Genomic DNA, 21,018 nt, shown 5'->3' with positions numbered 1-21,018 from the left:
ACTGAGAAATAAGATTAAAACTTCATCGGTCACCCATCGTCCCTTCAAAATTTAATGTCTTCATTATATCATATTCATACTTTCGTTTTAAACTCAACTTTCCTCTTTTAAAAATAATTTAGTTAAAACGCTAAAACCAATAATGGCATACATAATCGCAAAAGCTGAAACCGTCCAAAATTCTTTTCCAAACTGATCTAAACTGTCAGGCTCAAAAAAATTAATAACCTTTACAACTGGAGGAAATACGATAAATAACCATTTTAATAAAGGCAGTTTCTCTACAATTCCTTCATAAGAAAGTGTTAAAACGATGATGAAAACTGCAAAAAGCCATGTATATTTCTTTGGTACAAATGATGAAATAGAAGAAAGGGATCCAACAAAAATACCAAATATGGCCAATAATAGATGTATAAAAATAGAGAGGCCAAAATGAATTAGTGTCATTGCTTCTTTGAAACTGTTCATTAGTATAGGATAGATAATTGCAAACAACATAAAAATAATGGAGATCAAGATACAGATTATCCATTTCCCCCATAAATAGTTCTTTTTGCTAAGGTGGACAAATAATATATTTTTCTCAGCTTCCTCTTCAATAGAAAAAATACTCATCGATACCCAGGTCATGACTATATAGATGGCGATGCTTGTTACTGCGTAACTACTTAATATTTCCACGCCGCTGTAACTATATAAAACAAAAACCCATATTAAAAAGGATGCTGCTGGAGGGATAATTTTGAATGAGCGTATATAACTTATCAATTGGTATTTAATAAATCCTAGCACAGTTACTTCCTTTCCTTGACCTCAAGTACTGAACAATTTTTATTTAACAAATCCAATAATAGTAAATCACTTTTTTCTAGTTCCACCGTTATTAATGCTGTATCTTCTTCAAAGTAAATTTCGATCATATCAAGTTCATTAAAAATTGCCTTGTTAGGGAATTTTACTTTTACCTTTCTTTGTATACTAGTAGTTTCTTTTTGAACTAAGATACTACCATCTTTAACATATAAAACTTGATTGGCTAAGGTGTCTACTAACAGGTCCTCGTGAGTGGTAAATATAATCGTCATTTGTTTTTTTAGTTTTTCAAGAATTGCAATTAGACTTTGTTGAGAGGTAGCATCCAATCCAGTTAATGGTTCATCCAAAAGAAGAATGTCTGGTTTAGTTAGAATTGCTTGAAGGATACCTACTTTTTGTTTCGTACCTTTTGAACATCGCTTAAGAGGAACGTCCATAAAAGACTCTATTTCAAACAAATGGATATACTCTAACAACTCTTTTTCCGCTTGAGTCGATGATATGCCATGAAAGGACGCTGTTAATAGTAAATATTCCTTTAGCTTAAATCGTAGGTTTTCAGGGAAATGCTCCGGTACATACCCAATTCTGTTTCCATTTCTTAAGATTTTTCCGCTAGAGGGCTCATAAATTCCGGCTAAAAGTTTTAATAAAGTACTTTTGCCTGACCCATTTTGACCACGTATAGCAACAGATTCATTTTCATGAAGATTAAAGGAAACATTTTGTAAGACTACATGTCCATTTATTTCTTTCATTACATTTGAGGCCTCAAAAATTATCTTCTTCATCAGCACCACTGCCCGTTTTTCTATTATTCTAGCATATAACAATCCATTTTGAAAATTTATCCAAACCTCTATTACAAGTAGATTACTGGTGCCTGGCACCAGTAATCTACTTGTAATAAAATGCAAAAAAACTTTATTTTCAATTAAATTTCGAGAAATGTATTTAAATTCGTGATTTTTTATAAAAATTCCTGTACAATTGACACATATTTTTTAGGAGGTAACAGAGGATGAAGCAACTAGACGCGTATGAAATTATTTCTTATATTCAACATGCAAAAAAATCAACACAGGTAAAGGTATACATAAAAGGGAAGGACATCAATCAAATTTCTTTTGGTGAACAAACAAAAGTATTTGGAGAAGGTAATTCTCTTGTGTTATTTGGAGAATGGTCTGAAATTGAGCCAGTTTTAAATGAAAACAAAGATCAAATTGAAGATGTAGTTGTAGAAAATGAAAGTAGAAATTCTGCCATTCCACTTTTAGATTTAAAGGGAATTAATGCGCGTATCGAGCCAGGTGCGATTATTCGTGACCAAGTGAGCATTGGCGATAACGCTATTATTATGTTAGGTGCTGTTATTAATATTGGTGCCGTTATTGGTGAAGGTACAATGATCGATATGGGAGCAATTCTTGGTGGGCGTGCAACGGTAGGTAATAACTGTCATATCGGCGCAGGAGCAGTGCTTGCTGGAGTAATTGAGCCGCCTAGTGCAACTCCGGTTATTGTGGAAGATGATGTACTAATCGGTGCAAATGCAGTTGTGTTAGAGGGATGTAGAATTGGAAAAGGTGCAGTAGTTGCTGCTGGAGCTGTTGTGACGAAGGATGTTCCTCCGTATACAGTAGTTGCTGGAACACCTGCTAAAGTCATTAAAGAAATTGATGATAAAACAAGATCTAAAACGGAAATCATGCAAGAACTACGTCAATTATAAGAAGGTGTCCTATGAAGTCTTTACTTGAAATTCGACGGGATTTGCACCGTATTCCTGAACTGGGCTTCCAAGAGGTGAAAACAAATGCTTATTTATTGGAGCAGATTCATTCACTTCCCCAGGAAAGATTGAAAATTGTTACATGGAAAACAGGAATAGTAGTTAGAGTAGAGGGCACAAATGCGACAAAAACGATAGGTTGGCGTACGGATATTGATGGTTTGCCTATTTCTGAAGCTACGGATCTTCCATTCAAATCCGAGCATGCAGATAAGATGCATGCTTGTGGACATGATGTGCATATGACGGTAGCGCTTGGGCTGTTAAAGTCCCTTGTGGAGAATCCTGTTAATGATCATGTTGTTATTCTATTTCAGCCTGCAGAAGAAGGTCCTGGTGGAGCATTACCAATGAGAGAATGGTTGAAATTGGAGCAGCCGGATCTTGTACCTGATCAAATATTCGCCTTTCATATTGCACCTGAGTATCCAGTAGGAACTGTTGCAACTCGACCAGGACTGCTGTTTGCAAACACATCCGAACTATTTATTGATTTAGTAGGGAAGGAAGGCCATGCTGCATTTCCACATCAGGCAAGAGATATGTCAATTGCAGCAGCGACTCTCTTACTACAACTGCAAACAATTATTAGTAGATCAATAAACCCTATGGATCCAGCGGTTGTTACTATAGGAAAAATGACTTCTGGGACAGTTCAAAACATAATTTCTGGTCAAGCACGTTTAGAAGGAACTATTAGAACAATGGATGCCCGAACAATGTCGACAATAAAAGAAAAAATTGAGTCGTTTTGTCGTGCAACTGAAATGGCGTTTGATTGTGATATTCATATCGATTATGGTTCTTCTTATTATCAAGTTAAAAATGAAACAGCTATAACTAATGAGTTTTTAGCGTTTGCTGAACAAGACAAAAAAACTACTGCTATCTTATGTGATGCTGCAATGACTGGAGAAGATTTCGGGTACTTCCTACAAGAAATTCCTGGTATGTTATTCTGGGCAGGGGTAGATTCTCCTTTTGGATTGCACCATGCAAAATTAAATCCAAATGAAGCGGTCATTGATTATCTTGTTCCATTTGTAGATGCCTATATTCGTAAGATTTCATGCTAATAAAAATAAGGAGCTACCCAACTTAATGGGTCGCTCCTTTTTCTTTGAATCGGTTATGAAACCAATTTAAATGAAGAACGTATCAATAAGACATGGAGGCGACATGCGACCTGTTTGTATCTAAAGATTTAAATGAAAATGATTTTAGAAATTTCTACTGGTTAGAGGAAAAAAAGAAGGACTCTTCATACTTAACAACAATCAGTTCTCCACTTGAATATAATCAATTTACGCGTGATTACTTTGTAGATCCAAAGGGAAAAAGAGAAAAGATGCAATCGATACTTGGAATGAGATGAAGAAACTTCCTGGTGATAATAAGTACATTAGAAAATGATAACAGAGCCAGAAAAGTGATTAATGTGGGGTGTGGATATTAATGAAAAGAGTAGCAATGTTTTTTATATTAATTCTGTTTTCTATTACTCCAACTGTTCATGCTTTAGAGTGGGCTTATTTTTTTGTTGTATGGGATGGAAATGTTTACGAAGTGAAAGAGGAAGAAGTAGGTAAAAGTGAAATAGGCAAGGCTATAGGATACGTAGAAACCAAAGCTAATAATAGAACTGGCAAACACGTTGGTAATGCATCTAACTACTATCCATTAGGAACAAAATATTATGAGATAAAGGGAATACAATCAGATAAAGCAATTGCAGTTGAAACTGGAGAAAAACAATGGATAAAAGCAGAGTTTGTTCACAAAAAGCCTTCTTATTGGATGGTTAAAGTATTACCATTTCTTTTTTTACTATTAATAATAGTTGTGTTTTTCATTGCGCTTAGAAGTAAAAAACGTTAAATAATTCAACAAGAAAACAAAACGGTCCTAATGGAAACCGTTTTGTTTTAAATTCATTTGTTCTCGGTATTAATCCACAAGTTCTACGTTATAATCCCTAAACCAAATATGCAATTGAGCTAAATATGCTAATAATTGCGGACCAGACATTAACTGGCCGAACCAAGGGACTTTAAAGGCATCTCCATTCGAATTTATTAAATCACTTAGTCGATGTGCATGAAAAAGTTCATGCAGTATGGAGTTTTTATCTAATAACTGTTCCTTTAGTAAGCTTTGAACTTTCTCCGAGTAAACAGGATTATGGGTTTTCGGATAAGGGCTCTTCTTTCTGTAAAGTACTTCGGTAGGAAGAATACCTTGAAATGCTTTCCTTAGAATTCCTTTTTCTTGATTACCTACCATTTTATAATCCCATGGAATATTCCATGCATATTCCACTAAACGATGATCCGCAAAAGGAACACGTACCTCTAAGCTTGCGCCCATGCTCATTCGGTCTTTTCGGTCAAGTAAAGTCGTCATAAACCACGTCATATTCAGATAGAATAATTGTCTTCGTTTAGCTTCAATTTCTGTTTCACCATTCAATAATGGAGTTTCTATGAGTGTCGTATTATATGCATTTTCTACATAGTCATCTATATTTAGTTTTTTGTGCCAGCTATCATTAAGTAGAGAATTCCGTTCATTTTTTGAACGTATCCAAGGGAAGGCACTATCGGAATTGGCTACTTGATGAAACCAAGGATACCCGCCAAAGATTTCGTCTGCACATTCGCCAGATAGGCCAACTGTAAAATCTTGTTTAATTTCTTTACAAAACCAGAGTAAAGAAGAATCAATATCCGCCATTCCTGGAAGATCTCGAACGTGTACAGCCTCTGTCAAATATTCGACGAGTTGGTTTTGACTAATGATGGAGTAGTGGTGAAGTGAACCGAGACTATTGGAGACTTTTTGGATCCATGGCCGGTCGTCACTTGGTTGAAATGCATTTCCTTGGAAGTGTTGTTGATTGTTTTCATAATCAATTGAGTAGGTGTGGAGAGGGGCCTTGTTATCATGTTTATATGCATTGGCTGCAATTGCAGTAATAATACTAGAGTCTATGCCACCTGAAAGAAACGTACAAAGAGGTACATCTGATACTAGTTGTCGCTCTACAGCATCAGTTACGAGGAAACGCACATTTTCTATCGTTTCATCTAAGGAATCCGTATGTTCTTTGCTTTCTACATTCCAATAGCGCCAAATACGATGTCCATTTTTTGAAAAGGTCATGGCATGTGCGGGACGTAATTCATTAATTCCATCATATACACCTGATCCAGGAGTACGTGATGGTCCTAAACCAATTATTTCTGCCATGCCAACTCGAGTGATTTTCGTTGGAATATCTGGATGGGCAAGAAGTGCTTTTAATTCGGAGGCGAATAGTAATCCGCCATTTCTTTCTGCGTAAAATAGTGGCTTAACTCCAAGTCGATCTCTTGCGATAAAAGCCTTTTGTTCTGTTTCATCCCATATTGCAAAAGCAAAAATACCATTAAAATAATCAACACATTTTTCTTTCCATTCAATATAAGAAGTCAATAAAACCTCCGTATCTGAATGACCAGAAAAAGTATGGCCACGTTTCAACAGTTCCTTTCGAAGGTCTTCTGTATTATACAATTCTCCATTGTACGTAAGTGTATATTGGTTATGTTCATACGTTTTGACCATGGGTTGTTTTCCTCCAACAGGATCGACTACAGTTAATCGCCGATGACCTAGTAACGTATGGGGACCAAACCATATATTATTGTCATCTGGTCCTCGTCTACTTAGAGTTTCCGTCATTTTTTTTACAATAGGCAGCTCGTTTCGTAAATCTTTATTAAAATGAATCCAACCAGTGATTCCACACATTTATTCGCATCCCTTCTTTCATGAATTATTTTATGCAGCAATTGCTCAATTGAGCCAAAAAAAATAATCGTAAAAGTAAAAACTTTTACGATTATTGAGGAAATATCAAGTTGTGACTTTAAGAACTGTTTTAATTTTTTGAATGATTCCACCAGAGCTATATGTTAGCACACTTCGCTTGTAGAAGGACAGGCTAAGTAAGAACATCAAAATAACTGTACCTATTAAAATAAGCATAGAGAGCATTGGCTCGAATGAGGATATATCTGTAGCTCCTATTCGAAGTGGCATTACCATCCCCGCAGTAAAGGGGATATAAGAGAATATTTTAATAATCAATGTATCCGGGCTATACATTCCGGATAGCAGTACATAAAATCCGATAACTCCAAGCATCATTGCTGGCATCATCGCTTGGCTAGATTCTTCTACCTTCGATACGAGTGAACCAAGCAAAGCTCCAATGATTAAAAATAACAATATCGTTAACAATAAAAACAGAACCGCATACCCGATAAATGAATACGATAATTCATTAACAATCTCTATAACGGTATCCCATTTTGAACCCCCATCAATGACCATAAACAAAAGACCCTGGACAAGTAAGAGTGCGCCAATTTGTGTGAGTGCCAATAAAAATGTCCCCGTTAGCTTCGCCATAAAGTGTGTGGATGGCTTAACGCTTGCAAGTAATACTTCTAGTACACGTGATCCTTTTTCTGATGCAACATCCGTTGTGATCATCGATAAAAAGCTCATAACAAAGGAATAAATTATAAATCCAACAAGCATGGAAGCACCAATACCAGCTGCTTTTTCATCTTCACTTTTTCCTGTTGCAGATTCATCTAAACTTTTCATCGAAATAACCGTTTCCGACTGAAGAATTTTTTCCGCTTGCTCCGCTGTTAAGTTAAGCTGTTGAACTTCATAAAGCTTCCCTGCGTACTGTAGTTGAGCAGATATGCTTTGCTGGTCGTTAAATGTGAGAGGCTCGAAAGTTGCGATTTCTGCAGCTAATGATTGATCTTGATCTTTTATAAAAATAGCTGCATCAAAATCACCGTCCACTACTTGTTTTTCTACTTCTTCTATCTCTTCGGTAGGGAAAGTAAATTCAATATCATTACTTGATTGGAATAGAGCCTCGATGTCCGCTTCGGTTTCATTCAATAAAGCAACTTGCAACGGCTCATCTTGGAAAAATGCTTCCTTAATATCAGACCAAAACATGAACACACTAATAACACCGACATATATAATAATTGAGATGATAAATGATTTTGCTTTGATTTTTTGTGTATATAACTGCTTGACGAGAAGCCAAAACTTAGACATGTGTTCCACCAACCTTATCTTTGAAAATTTCATCTAAGGATAAATAATCTAAACTGAACTTCTCTATATACTTCCCATTTGAAACAAAGTCAAAAATGGATTGAGCATACGATTCGTCTTCTAAAGTAAGGGTATACTGCTCTTTTCCAACTTGAACATCTTTAACACCATTCAAATTAGCCAGTGCTTCTTTTGGAATATCAGACCGAACCATCAGCTTTGTCTTTCCGTATTGTTTTTTCAAATCTAACAAACTACCAGCAAACAAAGAGACACCACGTTTTAATAGACAAAGATGATCACAAAGCTCCTCCACATTTTCCATCTGGTGGCTAGAGAACAAAATCGTTGTCCCTTTGTCCTTTAATTCCAAAATGGCACCTTTCAATAAATCCTTATTAACAGGGTCTAGACCACTAAACGGTTCATCCAAAATAAGAAATTCTGGTTGATGGATAAAGCTTGCAATCAGTTGGACCTTCTGTTGATTCCCTTTGGACAAAGTCTCTGCTTTTGCTTTTCTTTTATCTTCTAGTTCAAAACGCTTGATCCAGTAATCTACCTCTTTATGTAGGTCTTTTCGATGTTTCCCTCTTAATTCACCGAAGAAATACAGTTGTTCTTCTACTTTCATAGTAGGGAATATACCACGTTCTTCAGGCAAATATCCTAGAACATTTCGATCGATGGCATTAATATTTTTTCCATCCCAAGTAATAGTGCCTTCGGTTGTTTCTTGAAGGTCTAAAATCATACGAAACGTAGTTGTTTTACCTGCACCATTTTGGCCAATTAATCCAAATATCTCTCCTTTTTCAATTTCGAAAGAGAGATTATCAACGGCCACAAAGTCTTGATATCTTTTCGTTACTTGATTGATAGATAGTGTCATATACAGACTCCATTCTCTAATTTTTTGTATCCTTTCATGTATACGTACTACATTTGGATAATGTTTCAATTTTTTTGTAACGTTTTTGTAAAAGCTACGTCAAATTCTATAATATGGAGTAAAAGGAGAGATTTGATGAAAAAACTAAGCATATTTGCTGGAGTAATCCTATTAACCACCTTTTTATTTAATTATCCAATCGTTAATGCAGACATGGAAGAAGTCAACCAGGATACAACGAACTTTATAAAATCATCTGGAGTAATAAAAGATATCGTAAAAACGGATGACTTAGTGACCCTTACTGTTGAAAGTGAAGACAAAGAACCTATTATTACCAATTTTAAAGTTTCGAATGACACTCTTTTGTTTAATAGCGGAACAACAAAAGAAGTGAAAAAGGAATTTTTCCAAAAAGGGCAACGAATAGGCGCGTATTATGACAAAAATAAGCCGATGCTTATGATATATCCAGCTCAAATTTCTCCAGAGCTAGTAATCGTGCATGACGCTAAAAATTCAAGCTCAGTAAAAGTTGGGAAGTTTGATGAGCAATTCTTAAGTTTAGATAAAAAATTGAAACTTAAGATAGACAAAGAAACAGTTTTAGTAAATGAACGTGGAGAAAAAGTAACGCAAAAGGATTTAAGAGGAAAAGAACTCATCGTATTTTATACGATAGAAACCAAAAGTATTCCAGCACAAACTGTACCTAGTAAAATAGTAGCGATCAACTATCAGTCTCCTGAAATGAAAGAAGTTCAAAAAATCATAGAGAAAGATCATTTTATGCAAAATGGCACGAAAATGATTCCTCTTCGAAAAGTAGCGGAGCAGCTAGGATACAAAGTGAATTACCATCCAAAGCGTAATATCGTTTATTTAAAATTAGGAAACAGTTCAATTACTATTAAGCGTGGAGAAGAGATGTATGGCTACAATCGAAGTCTTCGAAAATTTAAAGAAAAGCCAGTTGTTAAAGACAATGAAACATACGTTTCTGAAGACATATTGGAAATACTTATTCTCGACAACCCATCCAACTCTAAATGAGGAGGATGGGCTTTTTTATATTCTAGTATAAAAATCTCCATAAATAGAAGGTTGCATAAGCTTCCCAGCCCTTCCAAGCTTGTGCAAGCTGTAAAATCTCATCTTTTGAAGGTTTCTGCTGAGAACCTGTTATATGTTTGAGAGCATTATGAAGCCCCACATCGTCAATAGGAAATGCAGAAGGGAATCGCAGGCAGCGCATTAGAACATAGTTAGCAGTCCATGGACCAATACCACGTATGCTATAGTAAGTAATTTTTCTGCTTTTTTTATCTCTTTTGTTTCTAAAAGCATTTCTTTTGAAAGTAATCCCAAATCTATTAGATTTGCTACATCTATTAAGTATTCACATTTTTTTACCGTCATTTTTAAGTCTGCTAAATCTTTAATTGAAAGTTGCGATATGTCCCGAGGCGAAGGGAACACCCAATACTGTTTACCTTCGAACATAACTGATCGACCATACTGTTCGACTAATCGTCTCTTTAATGTATAAGCATAGGTTAAATTGATTTGTTGGCCTAATATACCCCAAACCATTGCTTCAAATAAATCTGGAATCCCCATAATACGTAGCCCATTAAATTTAGTAACAGCTTTTTGAAGAATGGGGTCCTTAATAGAGAGCTCATAAAAGGTACTCATATCTGTTTTCAAATCAAACCATTCGATAATATATGCTGCTACTTGTTCACGAGCTTTAATACTTAGAGGTCTTGTATCTCCTAAAAAATCTACAACTAGTGAGTGGTCATCTCGTTCTTTAATTTCTATTAGAGTTGTATATTCACCTAAAGTAATGGCTTTTCTAACCTTATCCTCTTTAATAAGAAACAAGCACTCATTCGTAGACCTAGATAAATAGTGAAGGTTCTGCTTAAAAGAAAAATTTGATGGTGTATTTATAATGATTTGCTCATCTTCTTCATTCCAAAACATATGATTACCACCTCCCTGACTTTTATTTTATTATATACGTAAAAAGTTTCGTTATCTTGCTATTACGACGTAACAATCAGCTTTTTTAAGAAAATAAAAGTATACTAAAAGTAGAGGTGATTTCATGATTGACGAGCATTGGGAGGCAATTACTCAAAATAATTCAGCATATGATGATGTTTTCTTATACGCAGTCAAATCGACAGGGATATTTTGTAGACCATCTTGCAAATCTCGAATTCCGAAAAAAGAAAATATACGAATCTATATAGAAGCTAATGAAGCAATTGAGGATGGTTATCGCCCGTGTAAGCGTTGTAAGCCAACTGGTTTGCGACTGCCTGATGAGGAATGGATTGAACAGATTACAGGATATATAGATCAACACTTTCATGAACGGGTAACGTTGGCTCTTCTTGCAGATATAGGTCATGGAAGTCCCTTTCATTTACAAAAAACATTTAAAAAAGTATTGGGAATTTCCCCTTTAGAATATTTGCAACAAGTTAGAATTGCGAAAGCAAAAAAATTGCTAACTACTACTAATAAATCACTTAGTAAAATAGGCGAAGAGATAGGGATGTCCAATATTCCCTATTTCATTACACTATTTAAGAGAGTCACGGGATATACACCAACTCAATTTAGAAAAAAGGGGAATTGCACATATGAGTAAACTATATTGGATGTATTTCATCCATAACGAATGGAAATTTTATATTGCTGCAACAGAATCAGGGTTATGTTATGTAGGTTCACCAGACAAGTCATATGAAGAAATGGAAGTTTGGGTGAAGAAGCGCCTTCCAAAACATGAATTTGTAGAGAGTCATGAAGCTTTAACCTCATATACGAATGAAATTAAAGAGTATTTAGATGGACTGCGACGTGAATTTACATTTCCAATGGATCTAAAGGGTACCACATTTCAACTAGCTACTTGGGATGCTTTAAGAAAAATTCCTTATGGAGAAAAGAAATCGTATTCAGAAATCGCTGAATTGATCCATAACCCTACCGCTATTCGAGCGGTTGGTACAGCAATTGGTGCTAATCCTGTCCTTATTACTATTCCTTGCCACCGAGTAGTAGGAAAGAATGGGACATTAACGGGCTACAGAGGTGGATTAAAAATGAAAGAAAAACTATTAAAACTAGAAACCGGTGAAGCATAAATGCAAACAAAGCGAATAAAAGAAGCATATCCAATAGATTTACTATTACTTGCAGATCCATCTGAAAAATTGGTGAAACAGTATGTGGAACGTGGAGAATGCTATATAACGGAGCAAAATGGGAAAACAATAGGGGTATATGTATTGCTTCCGACAAGACCTGAAACAGTAGAGCTTGTGAATGTTGCAGTAGCGGAGCAGCAACAGGGAAGGGGTATTGGAAAGTTACTTGTCCTAGATGCAATAGAGAGAGCAAAGCAACAAGGGTATAAAATAATGGAGATTGGGACTGGTAACTCCAGTATTGGACAGCTGGCTCTCTATCAAAAATGTGGATTTCGTATAACAGGTGTAGATAAAGACTTTTTCATTCTTCATTATGAAGAGGAGATTATGGAAAATGGAATTGCTTGTGTAGATATGATTCGTCTAACTAAGCAACTATAAAAGTAACGGGTTTCGTTACCTATCACAAACATTAAATGGCTGTTTAATGAATAGCGGATGTATTGTTATTAGCTGAATTTCCAAAGAAATAGTAAGCATTCTCCTAATAGAGTATATGGATAGCTCCCGAAATTGCATTTTCGGGAGCTTACAAGATAAATAGGACAGCATCTAATCTCTCATTATCCAAAAAGCTATTAACCAGTCTTCAAAAGTTGAAGGAGGGTGACGGACAGAAGAAGGCTACAAGATTACTGAAAAAAGAAGGGGTGGTTGTGACGACAGTCACGACCACCCCTTCAAAATAATCCTACAGTAATTATGTAGCCGACGTCTGTCCAAAACACTCCGGAAACAATTGTATACAGGTTTTGCCTTTTCTTAATTTGTATGTAATACTTCTAATATTTTTCGAAGCTTTATTGCTGGTATTTGACCAGGAGCAGAGGCTTCAATTCCAGCACCAAATGTTGCTGCTGACCCAAAAACTTGTCCAGCTATCCGACTAATAGCACCAGTAGAAGCCATAGACATTGTTATAATTGGCCGATCTGCATAGAGTGAATTCATCGTGTAGGTAGCATCCAAAAGCGTTAGAACATCCGTTGGAAGTTTAGGCATTACAGCTATTTTGGGGATATCTGCACCTAATTCCTGCATTCTTTGTAACCTAAATATAATTTCTTCTTTCACCGGGGTTTTTTCAAAGTCATGATTGGACATGACAACGTAGACGTTATTGATTTTCGCTACTTCCACTATTTCACTTACATGTAGATCAAATAACTCTACATCTATTAAATCAATTTGTCTTGATTGCACTACTTTACAAAGTAATTGTTTGTAATAAATGTCCTCAATTTTTTTATTTCCACCCTCACGGTGACTTCTAAATGTAAACAATAAGGGAGTAGGGTACAATGCTTCACGAATTGTTGAAAGTGTCTTTAACACCACTTCTAAGCTTTCAACTTCATCCAGTGCATCCGCACGCCATTCAACAATATCTGGACTGGCTTGTTGTATTGTTTTAATCTCCACAAGAAGCTGCTCTAAGTTTTTCCCTATGAGTGGAACGATAATCTTAGGCATACCTTCTCCAATATGTATATTGCGTATTGAAATAACTTTCATCATTTACTCCCCTCTAGCAGTATTTTAAGTTATAGTAACATACAAAGATACAAAGGGGGATGTTAATATGATTTTTAGACAGTATGAAAATGCGGAGGAGTTTGCTCAAATGGCTACACCTTTCTTACTTAAAAATGAGGATAGGTTTAGCTTGTTTTTAGGCGTACTACAAGGAATAAAAGAGGGGAAATATGATAATCCTTACATGGCGACGATTGAAGAAAATGGAGAGTTGTTAGCACTTTTTCAAATGACACCTCCACATCCATTTAATATTATTTTTGTGGATGAAATTCGAATGGAAGCCTATATCGATTTGTGTATCCAAGAGTTAATGGCACAATCAATCAAAATAGAATCTATCATTAGTGTAAAAGAATGGGCATACAAATTTGCAGAAAAATGGCGGGAGAAAACAGGACAAGGCTATTCAATCGCAATGGATCAAGGGTTGTATCGTTTAGATCAGGTGGTTGAATCGTTGGAAATGAGTCCTGGTACATGGCGCTATGCAACTTTAGAAGATGCACCTCTTATTGAAAAATGGTATAGCCTTTTTGAAGGGGATACAGGACTTCCAAAAACGGGGCCACAAGAAATAAAAAAGAAAGTAAAAGTGATGTTAGATGCAAATGAAGTATTTTTATGGGAAAATGAAGGAAAGATAGTATCTATGATGAAAAAAGCAAGACCTACTGAGAATGGTGTGACTGTTTCACTAGTATTTACACCAAAAGAGCAGCGCAAAAAAGGATATGCACGCACAATGGTAGCTGCGGGAAGTAAAGAGCTTTTGAAGGAATTTCAGTTTTGTGTACTTTACACAGATATGCTAAATCCTACTTCTAATAAAATCTATCAGGAAATTGGTTATCAAAAGCTAATGGATTCAGTTCATTTAAAATTTATAAGGTAATAGCAAGAAAAGGAGATTATAAAAGATGGAGAAACAAGCAAATATAAAAGTAAATGGTATCGATTTTAGTTGGGACTTGGAAACAGGGGAATTCATGTTTGAACAACAAGATGCCATGCTTTTTTGGATTTCTTCAGCTATGCGATCATTCTTAGAAACAATCGAGGAAATCACAGGAGAGGAAGCTTCTCAATTGGTCTTCGAAACAACAGGATTTAGACAAGGGCTCGTTGTAGGAGAATACTTTCAAAATATGAAATCTGTTGGTGTTGAAGTAGCTGCAAAGCTAATTACAGACACTTATGCTTCTGCTGGTTGGGGACTTACGGTTATTGAAGAATTAGATTTAGAAGCTAATACCTTTAAAGCCAAATTTAAAAATAGTTGGGAACATAAAATAAATGAAGCACAAGGAAGGTCTGTAGGTGGAAAATATATTCCAGCTCACTATGCCGGAATCTTTACTGGAATGTTAGGAATTAATATTTGGTATGAGGTAGTTCATTATCAATTAGAAGGTTACGAGCATACCGAAGTAAAGTATTTCCCTTCAGATATAACAGTAAATAATAATATAAGTGAATTGGCTAAAAGAACACAAATGGAACAAATTATGCAATTAGAAGCACTTGTAGAAGATAAAACAAGAGACCTTTCTGAACTTGTTAAAGAGCTATCATCACCAATTATACCCGTGTTGGAAGGTATTGTAGTTGTACCACTTATTGGTAAATATGATGAAGAACGTTCATTGGAGTTAGTCGAAAAAACATTAAATAATATACCAAAATATAAAGCAAACTACTTAATTCTTGATTTAACTGGATTAGATGAAAATATTAGCAAGTACACAGCTCGGTTAATTGAAAATATAGCATCAGCTACTTCTTTGATTGGAGTTAAGACAGTCTTAGTAGGTATTTCTCCGGCATTAAGTATGGTCATTACGCAATCAGATGTTCAATTATCAAAATACGATTGCTTTCAAACGCTTCAACATGGCATTCACTATGCTTTAGGGCAAATGGGAAGAAGAATCATTTAAGTAATTATTAATTAGTTACAGTATGGGAATCGGGGGAGATTTTCTTGCAAATGATGTTTCGTTACAATTGGAAGGTTAGGGAAGAGTGGTATCGATGGTGTGAAGAAGTTAGCGAAGAAGAACTTCTCTTAGTGAGAACGGGCGGAGTAGGGGGAATATTGCATACGCTTTTTCACATTGTGGATGTCGAGTGGAGCTGGATTCGTATACTGCAAGGAAAACCAGACTTTCAAGAGAGATTTGATGATTACAATACGTTGGAAAAAGTGAAAGAGTTAGATGCAAGATTCAAATCAGAGGTAGAGCCATTTGTTCTTGCTTGGAATGAAAATATGGAAAATCAGCTTTTTTACGATACAATGCCTGATGGTAGGGTTGAGACGGATACATGGGGCGAAGTCATTCGACATATAATCGCTCATGAAATTCATCATATTGGACAATTATCTGTGTGGGCTCGAGAAATTGGGAAAAAGCCTATTTCAGCTAATTTGATCGGTAAAGGTCTTGCTTCTAAATAGATAATTTAATGTCCTATCACAATTTTTGTGATAGGGCTTTTTATATTTATAAAACGGATGCAAATAAATTTTCATAATGTTACATTTTAATTGAATAGTTTGTAAGAATCGAAAAAACAAAGTGGGGTAAAATGATGAAATTTGAAATGATGCGACACCGTTTATTAGATGGATTAAATGATGTAATGAAAGCTGTTAGTTCTAAAACAACCATTCCAATATTAACGGGGATAAAATTGGAACTCACCGAAGAAGGATTACACTTAACAGGTAGTGATTCAGATGTTACAATTCAAACCTTTATAAAGTCGGAAGAAGATGGGGATCAAGTAATTCGCGTTATAGAAGAAGGTTCCATTGTTTTGCAAGCTCGAATGTTCAATGAAATTGTAAGGAAGCTACCAACTAGTGATGTAGAAATAGAAGTGAAAGAAAATAATCATACGTATATAAGTTCTGGTAAGTCCGAGTTTCATATAATTGGATTAGACCCATCTGACTATCCATTGCTCCCAGAGATTCAGGATGATTCACAGTTTGAAATTGGATCTGATTTATTAAAATCTCTTGTGCGTGAAACGGTATTTGCAGTATCCGCATCTGAAAGTCGTCCTGTATTAACAGGGGTCCACTGGCAAATTAAAGATGGAGAACTTACTTGTGTAGCTACAGATAGTCATCGTCTAGCTCGCCGTAAACTCATTTTAGAGCAGCCGCCAGAAGGAGAATTTAATGTAGTAATTCCGGGGAAAAGCCTAAATGAGTTAAGCAAAATTATTGGAGACTCCGCTCAACCTGTTTATATCGTAATGACGAGCCAACAAGTATTATTTAAAACGAAAGATGTGTTATTCTACTCCCGTTTACTAGAAGGAAACTATCCAGATACCTCTCGATTAATTCCGATAGAGTACAAAACGATTCTTACCTTAAATAGCAAGGCTTTATATCAATCGATAGACCGAGCATCTTTATTGGCACGTGAAGAACGGAATAACATTGTTCGCTTATCTTCATTGGAAGGAAAAAAAGTAGAAGTATCCTCTAGTTCTCCAGAGATTGGAAACGTCGAAGAGGAAATTGAATTATCAACAATGGAAGGGGAAGGCATAAAAATTTCATTTAGTGCAAAATACATGATGGATGCTTTAAAAGCTTTTGATGGACAAGATATAGTCATCCAACTAACTGGTGCCATGCGTCCATTTATTATTAACTCAGCTCAAGATGATACTCTATTACAATTAATTGTCCCAGTTCGTACATATTGATTTTAGATATGAACGGATAAATAAATTTCTGACCGAATAATTAGAAATATGACTGGATAAAGAAATTTCTGACCGAATAAACAGAAATGTGACCGGAAAAAAATTTTTCTGTCCAGATAATAAAAATGATTATATTCAAACCGAGCCCATCTGTTTTTCCTCTTGTTACGGATGTTAGTTACGTAGAAGGGGGAGATATGTCTGAATTACAACCAATTTGATCAAAGTGAAGATAAATCGAAACCAAATAGCTGTTTTTAAAATAAAAGAAGAGTCCCGTTATCTAACTATACGGGCTCTTCTTTAACTGTATGGGGATATTTTAATCTTTAATAAATGTTCGGATGCTATTTACGAGCCCTTCTTCGACTCAATGGTGTTATATAATTTTAGCACAAGATTTTTGAAAGTCTTGACCTCATCAATTGTAAACTCCGAATAATATTTTTCAATAATGGATTCATCGATTTTTTCATATTCTTTAAAAAGCGACTTACCTTCGTCACCCAATATCACGATAACTTCTCGGCGATTGTTTACATTGATTTCTCTTTTGAGGTATTTTCCTGCTTCCAATCTATTTAATAGTTGACTGACAGAGCTGGGTGATAATGATAACCTCTCCGATAATTCATTTGCTGTTATGCTTTTCTCATCCCGAACAGTACGTAGGATAAGGAGTTGCTTTGGCGTTAATTCGTTCTCTAATAATGCGGCAAATTCTTTTGCAACTTGTGAATTTACTTTTTCTAATAAAGCAAAAGCTTCCTTCACATACACACTGATTTCTTTTATGTCTTCCATTTCTATAAGCACTTCTTTATCTGGAACTCTTCCCGTAAGATAGAATACATAAATAAATCATCGAATTTCCCATCTCCATATTCATACTTTCTAAGTAATCCTTCATTAACAAATCCATTTTTTTCTGCTAGCTTTTGTGATGCAATGTTTAAAGGTTCAATAATTGCCTGAATGCGTTCTAAATTCATCCTTTGAAATCCGTAACTAAGTATAGCCTGGAAAACCTCCGACATGATGCCTTTTCCCCAATGCTCTCTAGACAATTCTGCCCCGATATCTGCGCGGAAATGTTTTTGCTCCCAATTTAGGAAACCGCAGCTTCCGATAATTTGATGACTTTCTTTCAGAGATACTCCCCATCGAATCCCTTTCTTCGCTAGACGAATGTGATTGTACCAATCCATTTCGTCCAAAGCATCCTGAATCGTAGTAAAAGGGCTTATCCCATAATATTTCATAACTTCTGGATCTGATAAGTATTGGAACATATCTTCTGCATGTTCTTTTTTTATTTCTGTAAGTATTAAACGCTCTGTTTCAATTATTGGAAATGTATCGTTAATCATAAGTAACATCTTCCTTTCTTAAGCCTGTGATGTAATAGGGTGTTTAAAATGTTTAGGTAATCTTGTGTGTGGATGATTATATTTTACAAACAATGTTTCACTGTCTTTAAAAGGTTTAGTTGTAAACATGGTTGTGTCGCCTATGGGAGTAAAATGAAGCAAAATGTCGCTCGTATCTTCATTAGCTAAATACTTAGCTAACTCAGTTATATTATATGAATGCTCGCATAACACATCAAAAATATGTAAAGTGTTACCTTCATTATTACATAGGACAATCACATCTTCTTGTGGAATATAAAAGATATTCTCTGGAAATACGTACATACAATAAAACATTAAGAGTTCATTCGTATTCCTTGTTGCGAAAAAGTCAGATACAAATTTACCTTTTGAAGAGTGGTCAAAGATGAACGTTAAATCTTCTTTGTCATGTCCAGATAATTTTTTTAAGCCATTATTATAGTTGCTACTTCCATTAAATTTCATGGAATATTGTGTCTCCTCATACACGTCAAAACCGAATTTTGGATAAAAATCTAGAACGTTAGAATTAGCAAACAAATAGAAGAAATCGACATCCTTATAATCTTCTAAAATTATCTCCATCAGCTTTCTGGCAAGACCTTGTTTACGATAAGTAGGATCAGTCATAACAGTTCCGATTTGTACTGCTTTCTTGATTTCATTATCAATTACTACGTCGATAAGATTAACCGAAGCATTTGCTATCACCTTATTTTCATTAGTAAAAGAATAAGGTATATATTTGTGCGACCAATAGCCATGTTCAAACCAAGATTCAAAATGGATACCGAATATAGAACTGGCTAAATCATTGAAGCTTTCTCTTAATTTTTTGTTATTTTTATAGTCTTTCTCCACCGTATAAGAAACGCTCATAAATAAACTCCTTAAATATTTTATGTGTATAAACTATTTATATGCATAAAATATATATTAAATATCTCTAGGATGCAATAGTTGATATATTCATTCCTGTCATATCGAAAGCCAAACGATTTTGAATTAAAGTTGTTTATAAATATTAAGTAAAGAAATAACAATAATTACAGTTCCAAATATCAAGTAGGTATAAAAAGATTTTCTGCTATTTATTTCGGTATTAGAAGATAGAAGAAACGATATTCCTAATAAAATAAAAGCAATATCAAAAATGAATGGTAAATCTTTTATATAAGACGAAAAGAAATGAGAAAGCATTAAACCAAAAGCTATAATACTTAAAATTAGTGAATATGCTGCGTATTTACTATTTGGTCTTATCATATTATTTTCCTCTCCATTCTGCTCACTAAGATTAGTATCAAGCAGGGTACACCTCATTTACCAATGTTTTTATGATGAAATCACTAACTGAAGGTATATTTGTAATACGAACCATAAACTGGAATGTTCCATTTTTTTATATTTATTATTAACCCATTTAATTCATTAGGAAGATTGTAACTTTGGCTCAACTAACGGGCAGTTTAGTTGAAGTACACAGTAAGGAAAAGAGGATGAAAAAATGAAAATAGAATGGCAAAGTCTTAAGCAGTTGCAGGGATGTTTATTGAAAGGTATATATGCAACTCAACTTCATGTTAGAGGAGATGATTTGGTTCTTTTTTCTTCAGAATATGTTTTAAAGATTAATAACCCAGATACTTTAGAAATTTGGTATTGGAATATAAATTGGTTTGAAGACGAGGATGGTGATGATCACCTCATCATGAACGAACAGGAAACCCCTGAACCGTTAGACTATGTGGAAGAACCAGACATTTCGCCACATCAACATATCATAATTGGCTCACTATTTTATTTTAAAGATAATTTGATTAATAAAGTAAGCGGATACGGATATAAAGATGAGAATATCGAAGTCTTAACCACACTTGTATTTGAATTTGAAGATTCTTATCTTTTTATAAAAACGGGACCTTTAATAGAAGCAAGAATTACGAAAAATAAACCAAATAATTTAGGTGACTTCATTTTTTCCTTGTGACTAAATTCGTATATGTTCTTCAACTAACAAGGCAGGATAGTTAAAGAAGAAATATGAAAAAAGATTTGAAAGGCAGAAACGCAGAATTTGGATTAAGAATCCATTCTTTATATTTATCGTAAAGTACTGATTCAAGATGTGTTTTGATAGGGGTTTATACAAGTGATCAAACTTCAAATTCCCCTAATTAAGGCTCGTTTCTAGGTTTGAGTTCCCTATGTTATTTCGATGCATACCCTGGATTGCAAAATCTTTCAATTATAAGAGATATAATAAGGGAGATACTAAAATGGGGAGCTCCCTTGGTTCAGCTTTCGGAGTTGCAATCTCAGCGACAGTATATGTTATGATTGCAGACAAAAGCGGAGTAGATGCAGTTGCAACTGGAGGAATTATTGCAAATGTAATTTTCGCAGTCATCGCATTGTTATCAATTATCTTCATGGTTCCAAATAATGCAGGCAAAAATGAAGCTTCATAAAGGAGTTTGTCAG

General features: G+C 35.0%; 25 protein-coding genes. 14 read left to right on the top strand and 11 right to left on the bottom strand.

Going from position 1 to position 21,018, the window contains the following annotated elements:
- Positions 1-93 precede the first annotated feature (93 nt).
- Both PGC35_RS10065 and PGC35_RS10060 read right to left on the bottom strand, forming a co-directional pair.
- A complete protein-coding gene (locus tag PGC35_RS10065) occupies positions 94-795 on the bottom strand; it encodes a hypothetical protein (RefSeq protein ID WP_375219054.1) in 702 nt (233 codons plus the stop codon).
- A 2-nt stretch (positions 796-797) separates the two neighbouring features.
- Positions 798-1,610, bottom strand: coding sequence for an ABC transporter ATP-binding protein (locus tag PGC35_RS10060; protein ID WP_375219053.1), 813 nt, complete (start codon positions 1,608-1,610; stop codon positions 798-800).
- A gap of 230 nt (positions 1,611-1,840) precedes the next feature.
- On the opposite strand from PGC35_RS10060, the gene dapD reads away from it, so the two are divergent.
- From dapD to PGC35_RS10040, 4 genes are all read left to right on the top strand, one after another.
- Positions 1,841-2,554: a 2,3,4,5-tetrahydropyridine-2,6-dicarboxylate N-acetyltransferase gene (gene dapD, locus PGC35_RS10055; protein WP_056831083.1), complete on the top strand. Its 714-nt coding sequence runs from the start codon at positions 1,841-1,843 to the stop codon at positions 2,552-2,554.
- Positions 2,555-2,565: 11 nt separating this feature from the next.
- Positions 2,566-3,690 carry an N-acetyldiaminopimelate deacetylase gene (locus tag PGC35_RS10050; RefSeq protein WP_375219052.1) on the top strand — a complete coding sequence of 375 codons (1,125 nt, stop codon included), beginning with the start codon at positions 2,566-2,568 and terminating at the stop codon, positions 3,688-3,690.
- 92 nt (positions 3,691-3,782) lie between these two features.
- Positions 3,783-3,989 (top strand): hypothetical protein, encoded by a 207-nt coding sequence (locus tag PGC35_RS10045; protein WP_375219051.1) that lies wholly within the window; start codon positions 3,783-3,785, stop codon positions 3,987-3,989.
- Positions 3,990-4,069: 80 nt separating this feature from the next.
- Positions 4,070-4,492 (top strand): hypothetical protein, encoded by a 423-nt coding sequence (locus PGC35_RS10040; RefSeq protein ID WP_375219050.1) that lies wholly within the window; start codon positions 4,070-4,072, stop codon positions 4,490-4,492.
- A 69-nt stretch (positions 4,493-4,561) separates the two neighbouring features.
- Here the strand turns inward: PGC35_RS10040 and asnB are convergent, their stop codons facing one another.
- The 3 genes from asnB to PGC35_RS10025 form a co-directional block, all read right to left on the bottom strand.
- Positions 4,562-6,406 carry an asparagine synthase (glutamine-hydrolyzing) gene (gene asnB / locus PGC35_RS10035; protein WP_375219049.1) on the bottom strand — a complete coding sequence of 615 codons (1,845 nt, stop codon included), beginning with the start codon at positions 6,404-6,406 and terminating at the stop codon, positions 4,562-4,564.
- A 105-nt stretch (positions 6,407-6,511) separates the two neighbouring features.
- Positions 6,512-7,747, bottom strand: coding sequence for an ABC transporter permease (locus PGC35_RS10030; protein WP_056831074.1), 1,236 nt, complete (start codon positions 7,745-7,747; stop codon positions 6,512-6,514).
- On the bottom strand, positions 7,740-8,639 hold the full coding sequence (locus tag PGC35_RS10025) for an ABC transporter ATP-binding protein (protein ID WP_375219048.1): 900 nt from the start codon (positions 8,637-8,639) through the stop codon (positions 7,740-7,742). The genes PGC35_RS10030 and PGC35_RS10025 overlap by 8 nt, the downstream gene beginning before the upstream one ends.
- Positions 8,640-8,774: 135 nt before the next feature.
- Here PGC35_RS10025 and PGC35_RS10020 point away from each other — a divergent pair, with 135 nt between their 5' ends.
- Positions 8,775-9,692: a stalk domain-containing protein gene (locus PGC35_RS10020; protein ID WP_375219047.1), complete on the top strand. Its 918-nt coding sequence runs from the start codon at positions 8,775-8,777 to the stop codon at positions 9,690-9,692.
- Between the two features lie 201 nt (positions 9,693-9,893).
- Here PGC35_RS10020 and PGC35_RS10015 read toward each other — a convergent pair whose 3' ends face one another.
- On the bottom strand, positions 9,894-10,631 hold the full coding sequence (locus PGC35_RS10015) for a DNA-3-methyladenine glycosylase family protein (RefSeq protein WP_375219046.1): 738 nt from the start codon (positions 10,629-10,631) through the stop codon (positions 9,894-9,896).
- A 124-nt stretch (positions 10,632-10,755) separates the two neighbouring features.
- Between PGC35_RS10015 and PGC35_RS10010 the strand changes: the two genes are divergently transcribed.
- Genes PGC35_RS10010 through PGC35_RS10000 form a run of 3 tightly spaced genes read left to right on the top strand, consistent with a single transcriptional unit; the run spans position 10,756 to position 12,253 of the window.
- A complete protein-coding gene (locus tag PGC35_RS10010) occupies positions 10,756-11,307 on the top strand; it encodes a bifunctional transcriptional activator/DNA repair enzyme AdaA (protein ID WP_375219045.1) in 552 nt (183 codons plus the stop codon).
- The gene (locus tag PGC35_RS10005; protein WP_375219044.1) at positions 11,300-11,806 is read left to right on the top strand and encodes a methylated-DNA--[protein]-cysteine S-methyltransferase; all 507 of its coding nucleotides are present in this window, start codon (positions 11,300-11,302) and stop codon (positions 11,804-11,806) included. Before PGC35_RS10010 ends, PGC35_RS10005 begins: the two co-directional genes overlap by 8 nt.
- Positions 11,807-12,253 carry a GNAT family N-acetyltransferase gene (locus PGC35_RS10000; protein WP_375219043.1) on the top strand — a complete coding sequence of 149 codons (447 nt, stop codon included), beginning with the start codon at positions 11,807-11,809 and terminating at the stop codon, positions 12,251-12,253.
- A 381-nt stretch (positions 12,254-12,634) separates the two neighbouring features.
- On the opposite strand, the gene aroD is transcribed toward PGC35_RS10000, so the two are convergent.
- On the bottom strand, positions 12,635-13,387 hold the full coding sequence (gene aroD / locus PGC35_RS09995; RefSeq protein ID WP_375219171.1) for a type I 3-dehydroquinate dehydratase: 753 nt from the start codon (positions 13,385-13,387) through the stop codon (positions 12,635-12,637).
- Between the two features lie 67 nt (positions 13,388-13,454).
- Here aroD and PGC35_RS09990 point away from each other — a divergent pair, with 67 nt between their 5' ends.
- From PGC35_RS09990 to dnaN, 4 genes are all read left to right on the top strand, one after another.
- Complete coding sequence (locus PGC35_RS09990; RefSeq protein ID WP_275787587.1) at positions 13,455-14,303, top strand: GNAT family N-acetyltransferase; 849 nt, start codon at positions 13,455-13,457, stop codon at positions 14,301-14,303.
- 25 nt (positions 14,304-14,328) lie between these two features.
- A complete protein-coding gene (locus PGC35_RS09985) occupies positions 14,329-15,348 on the top strand; it encodes an STAS domain-containing protein (RefSeq protein ID WP_375219042.1) in 1,020 nt (339 codons plus the stop codon).
- 44 nt (positions 15,349-15,392) lie between these two features.
- Complete coding sequence (locus PGC35_RS09980; RefSeq protein ID WP_375219041.1) at positions 15,393-15,869, top strand: DinB family protein; 477 nt, start codon at positions 15,393-15,395, stop codon at positions 15,867-15,869.
- 134 nt (positions 15,870-16,003) lie between these two features.
- Positions 16,004-17,140 carry a DNA polymerase III subunit beta gene (dnaN, locus tag PGC35_RS09975; RefSeq protein WP_056831155.1) on the top strand — a complete coding sequence of 379 codons (1,137 nt, stop codon included), beginning with the start codon at positions 16,004-16,006 and terminating at the stop codon, positions 17,138-17,140.
- A 351-nt stretch (positions 17,141-17,491) separates the two neighbouring features.
- Here the strand turns inward: dnaN and PGC35_RS09970 are convergent, their stop codons facing one another.
- The 4 genes from PGC35_RS09970 to PGC35_RS09955 all read right to left on the bottom strand — a co-directional run bounded on the left by PGC35_RS09970 (position 17,492) and on the right by PGC35_RS09955 (position 19,800).
- Positions 17,492-17,944 carry a MarR family winged helix-turn-helix transcriptional regulator gene (locus tag PGC35_RS09970; protein ID WP_375219040.1) on the bottom strand — a complete coding sequence of 151 codons (453 nt, stop codon included), beginning with the start codon at positions 17,942-17,944 and terminating at the stop codon, positions 17,492-17,494.
- A 2-nt stretch (positions 17,945-17,946) separates the two neighbouring features.
- Positions 17,947-18,510 carry a GNAT family N-acetyltransferase gene (locus PGC35_RS09965; RefSeq protein WP_375219039.1) on the bottom strand — a complete coding sequence of 188 codons (564 nt, stop codon included), beginning with the start codon at positions 18,508-18,510 and terminating at the stop codon, positions 17,947-17,949.
- Between the two features lie 18 nt (positions 18,511-18,528).
- Entirely contained in the window at positions 18,529-19,413 is an 885-nt protein-coding gene (locus tag PGC35_RS09960; RefSeq protein WP_375219038.1) for a GNAT family N-acetyltransferase, read from the bottom strand.
- Between the two features lie 126 nt (positions 19,414-19,539).
- The gene (locus PGC35_RS09955; RefSeq protein ID WP_375219037.1) at positions 19,540-19,800 is read right to left on the bottom strand and encodes a hypothetical protein; all 261 of its coding nucleotides are present in this window, start codon (positions 19,798-19,800) and stop codon (positions 19,540-19,542) included.
- 241 nt (positions 19,801-20,041) lie between these two features.
- Here PGC35_RS09955 and PGC35_RS09950 point away from each other — a divergent pair, with 241 nt between their 5' ends.
- The gene (locus PGC35_RS09950) at positions 20,042-20,524 is read left to right on the top strand and encodes a hypothetical protein (RefSeq protein ID WP_375219036.1); all 483 of its coding nucleotides are present in this window, start codon (positions 20,042-20,044) and stop codon (positions 20,522-20,524) included.
- A 289-nt stretch (positions 20,525-20,813) separates the two neighbouring features.
- Entirely contained in the window at positions 20,814-21,005 is a 192-nt protein-coding gene (locus tag PGC35_RS09945) for a hypothetical protein (protein ID WP_375219035.1), read from the top strand.
- The last annotated feature ends 13 nt before the right edge of the window (positions 21,006-21,018 follow it).

This window comes from Psychrobacillus sp. PGGUH221 (assembly GCF_042055255.1).
In the GTDB taxonomy this organism is placed as follows: domain Bacteria; phylum Bacillota; class Bacilli; order Bacillales_A; family Planococcaceae; genus Psychrobacillus.
This window is presented reverse-complemented; position numbering and strand designations above follow the sequence as displayed.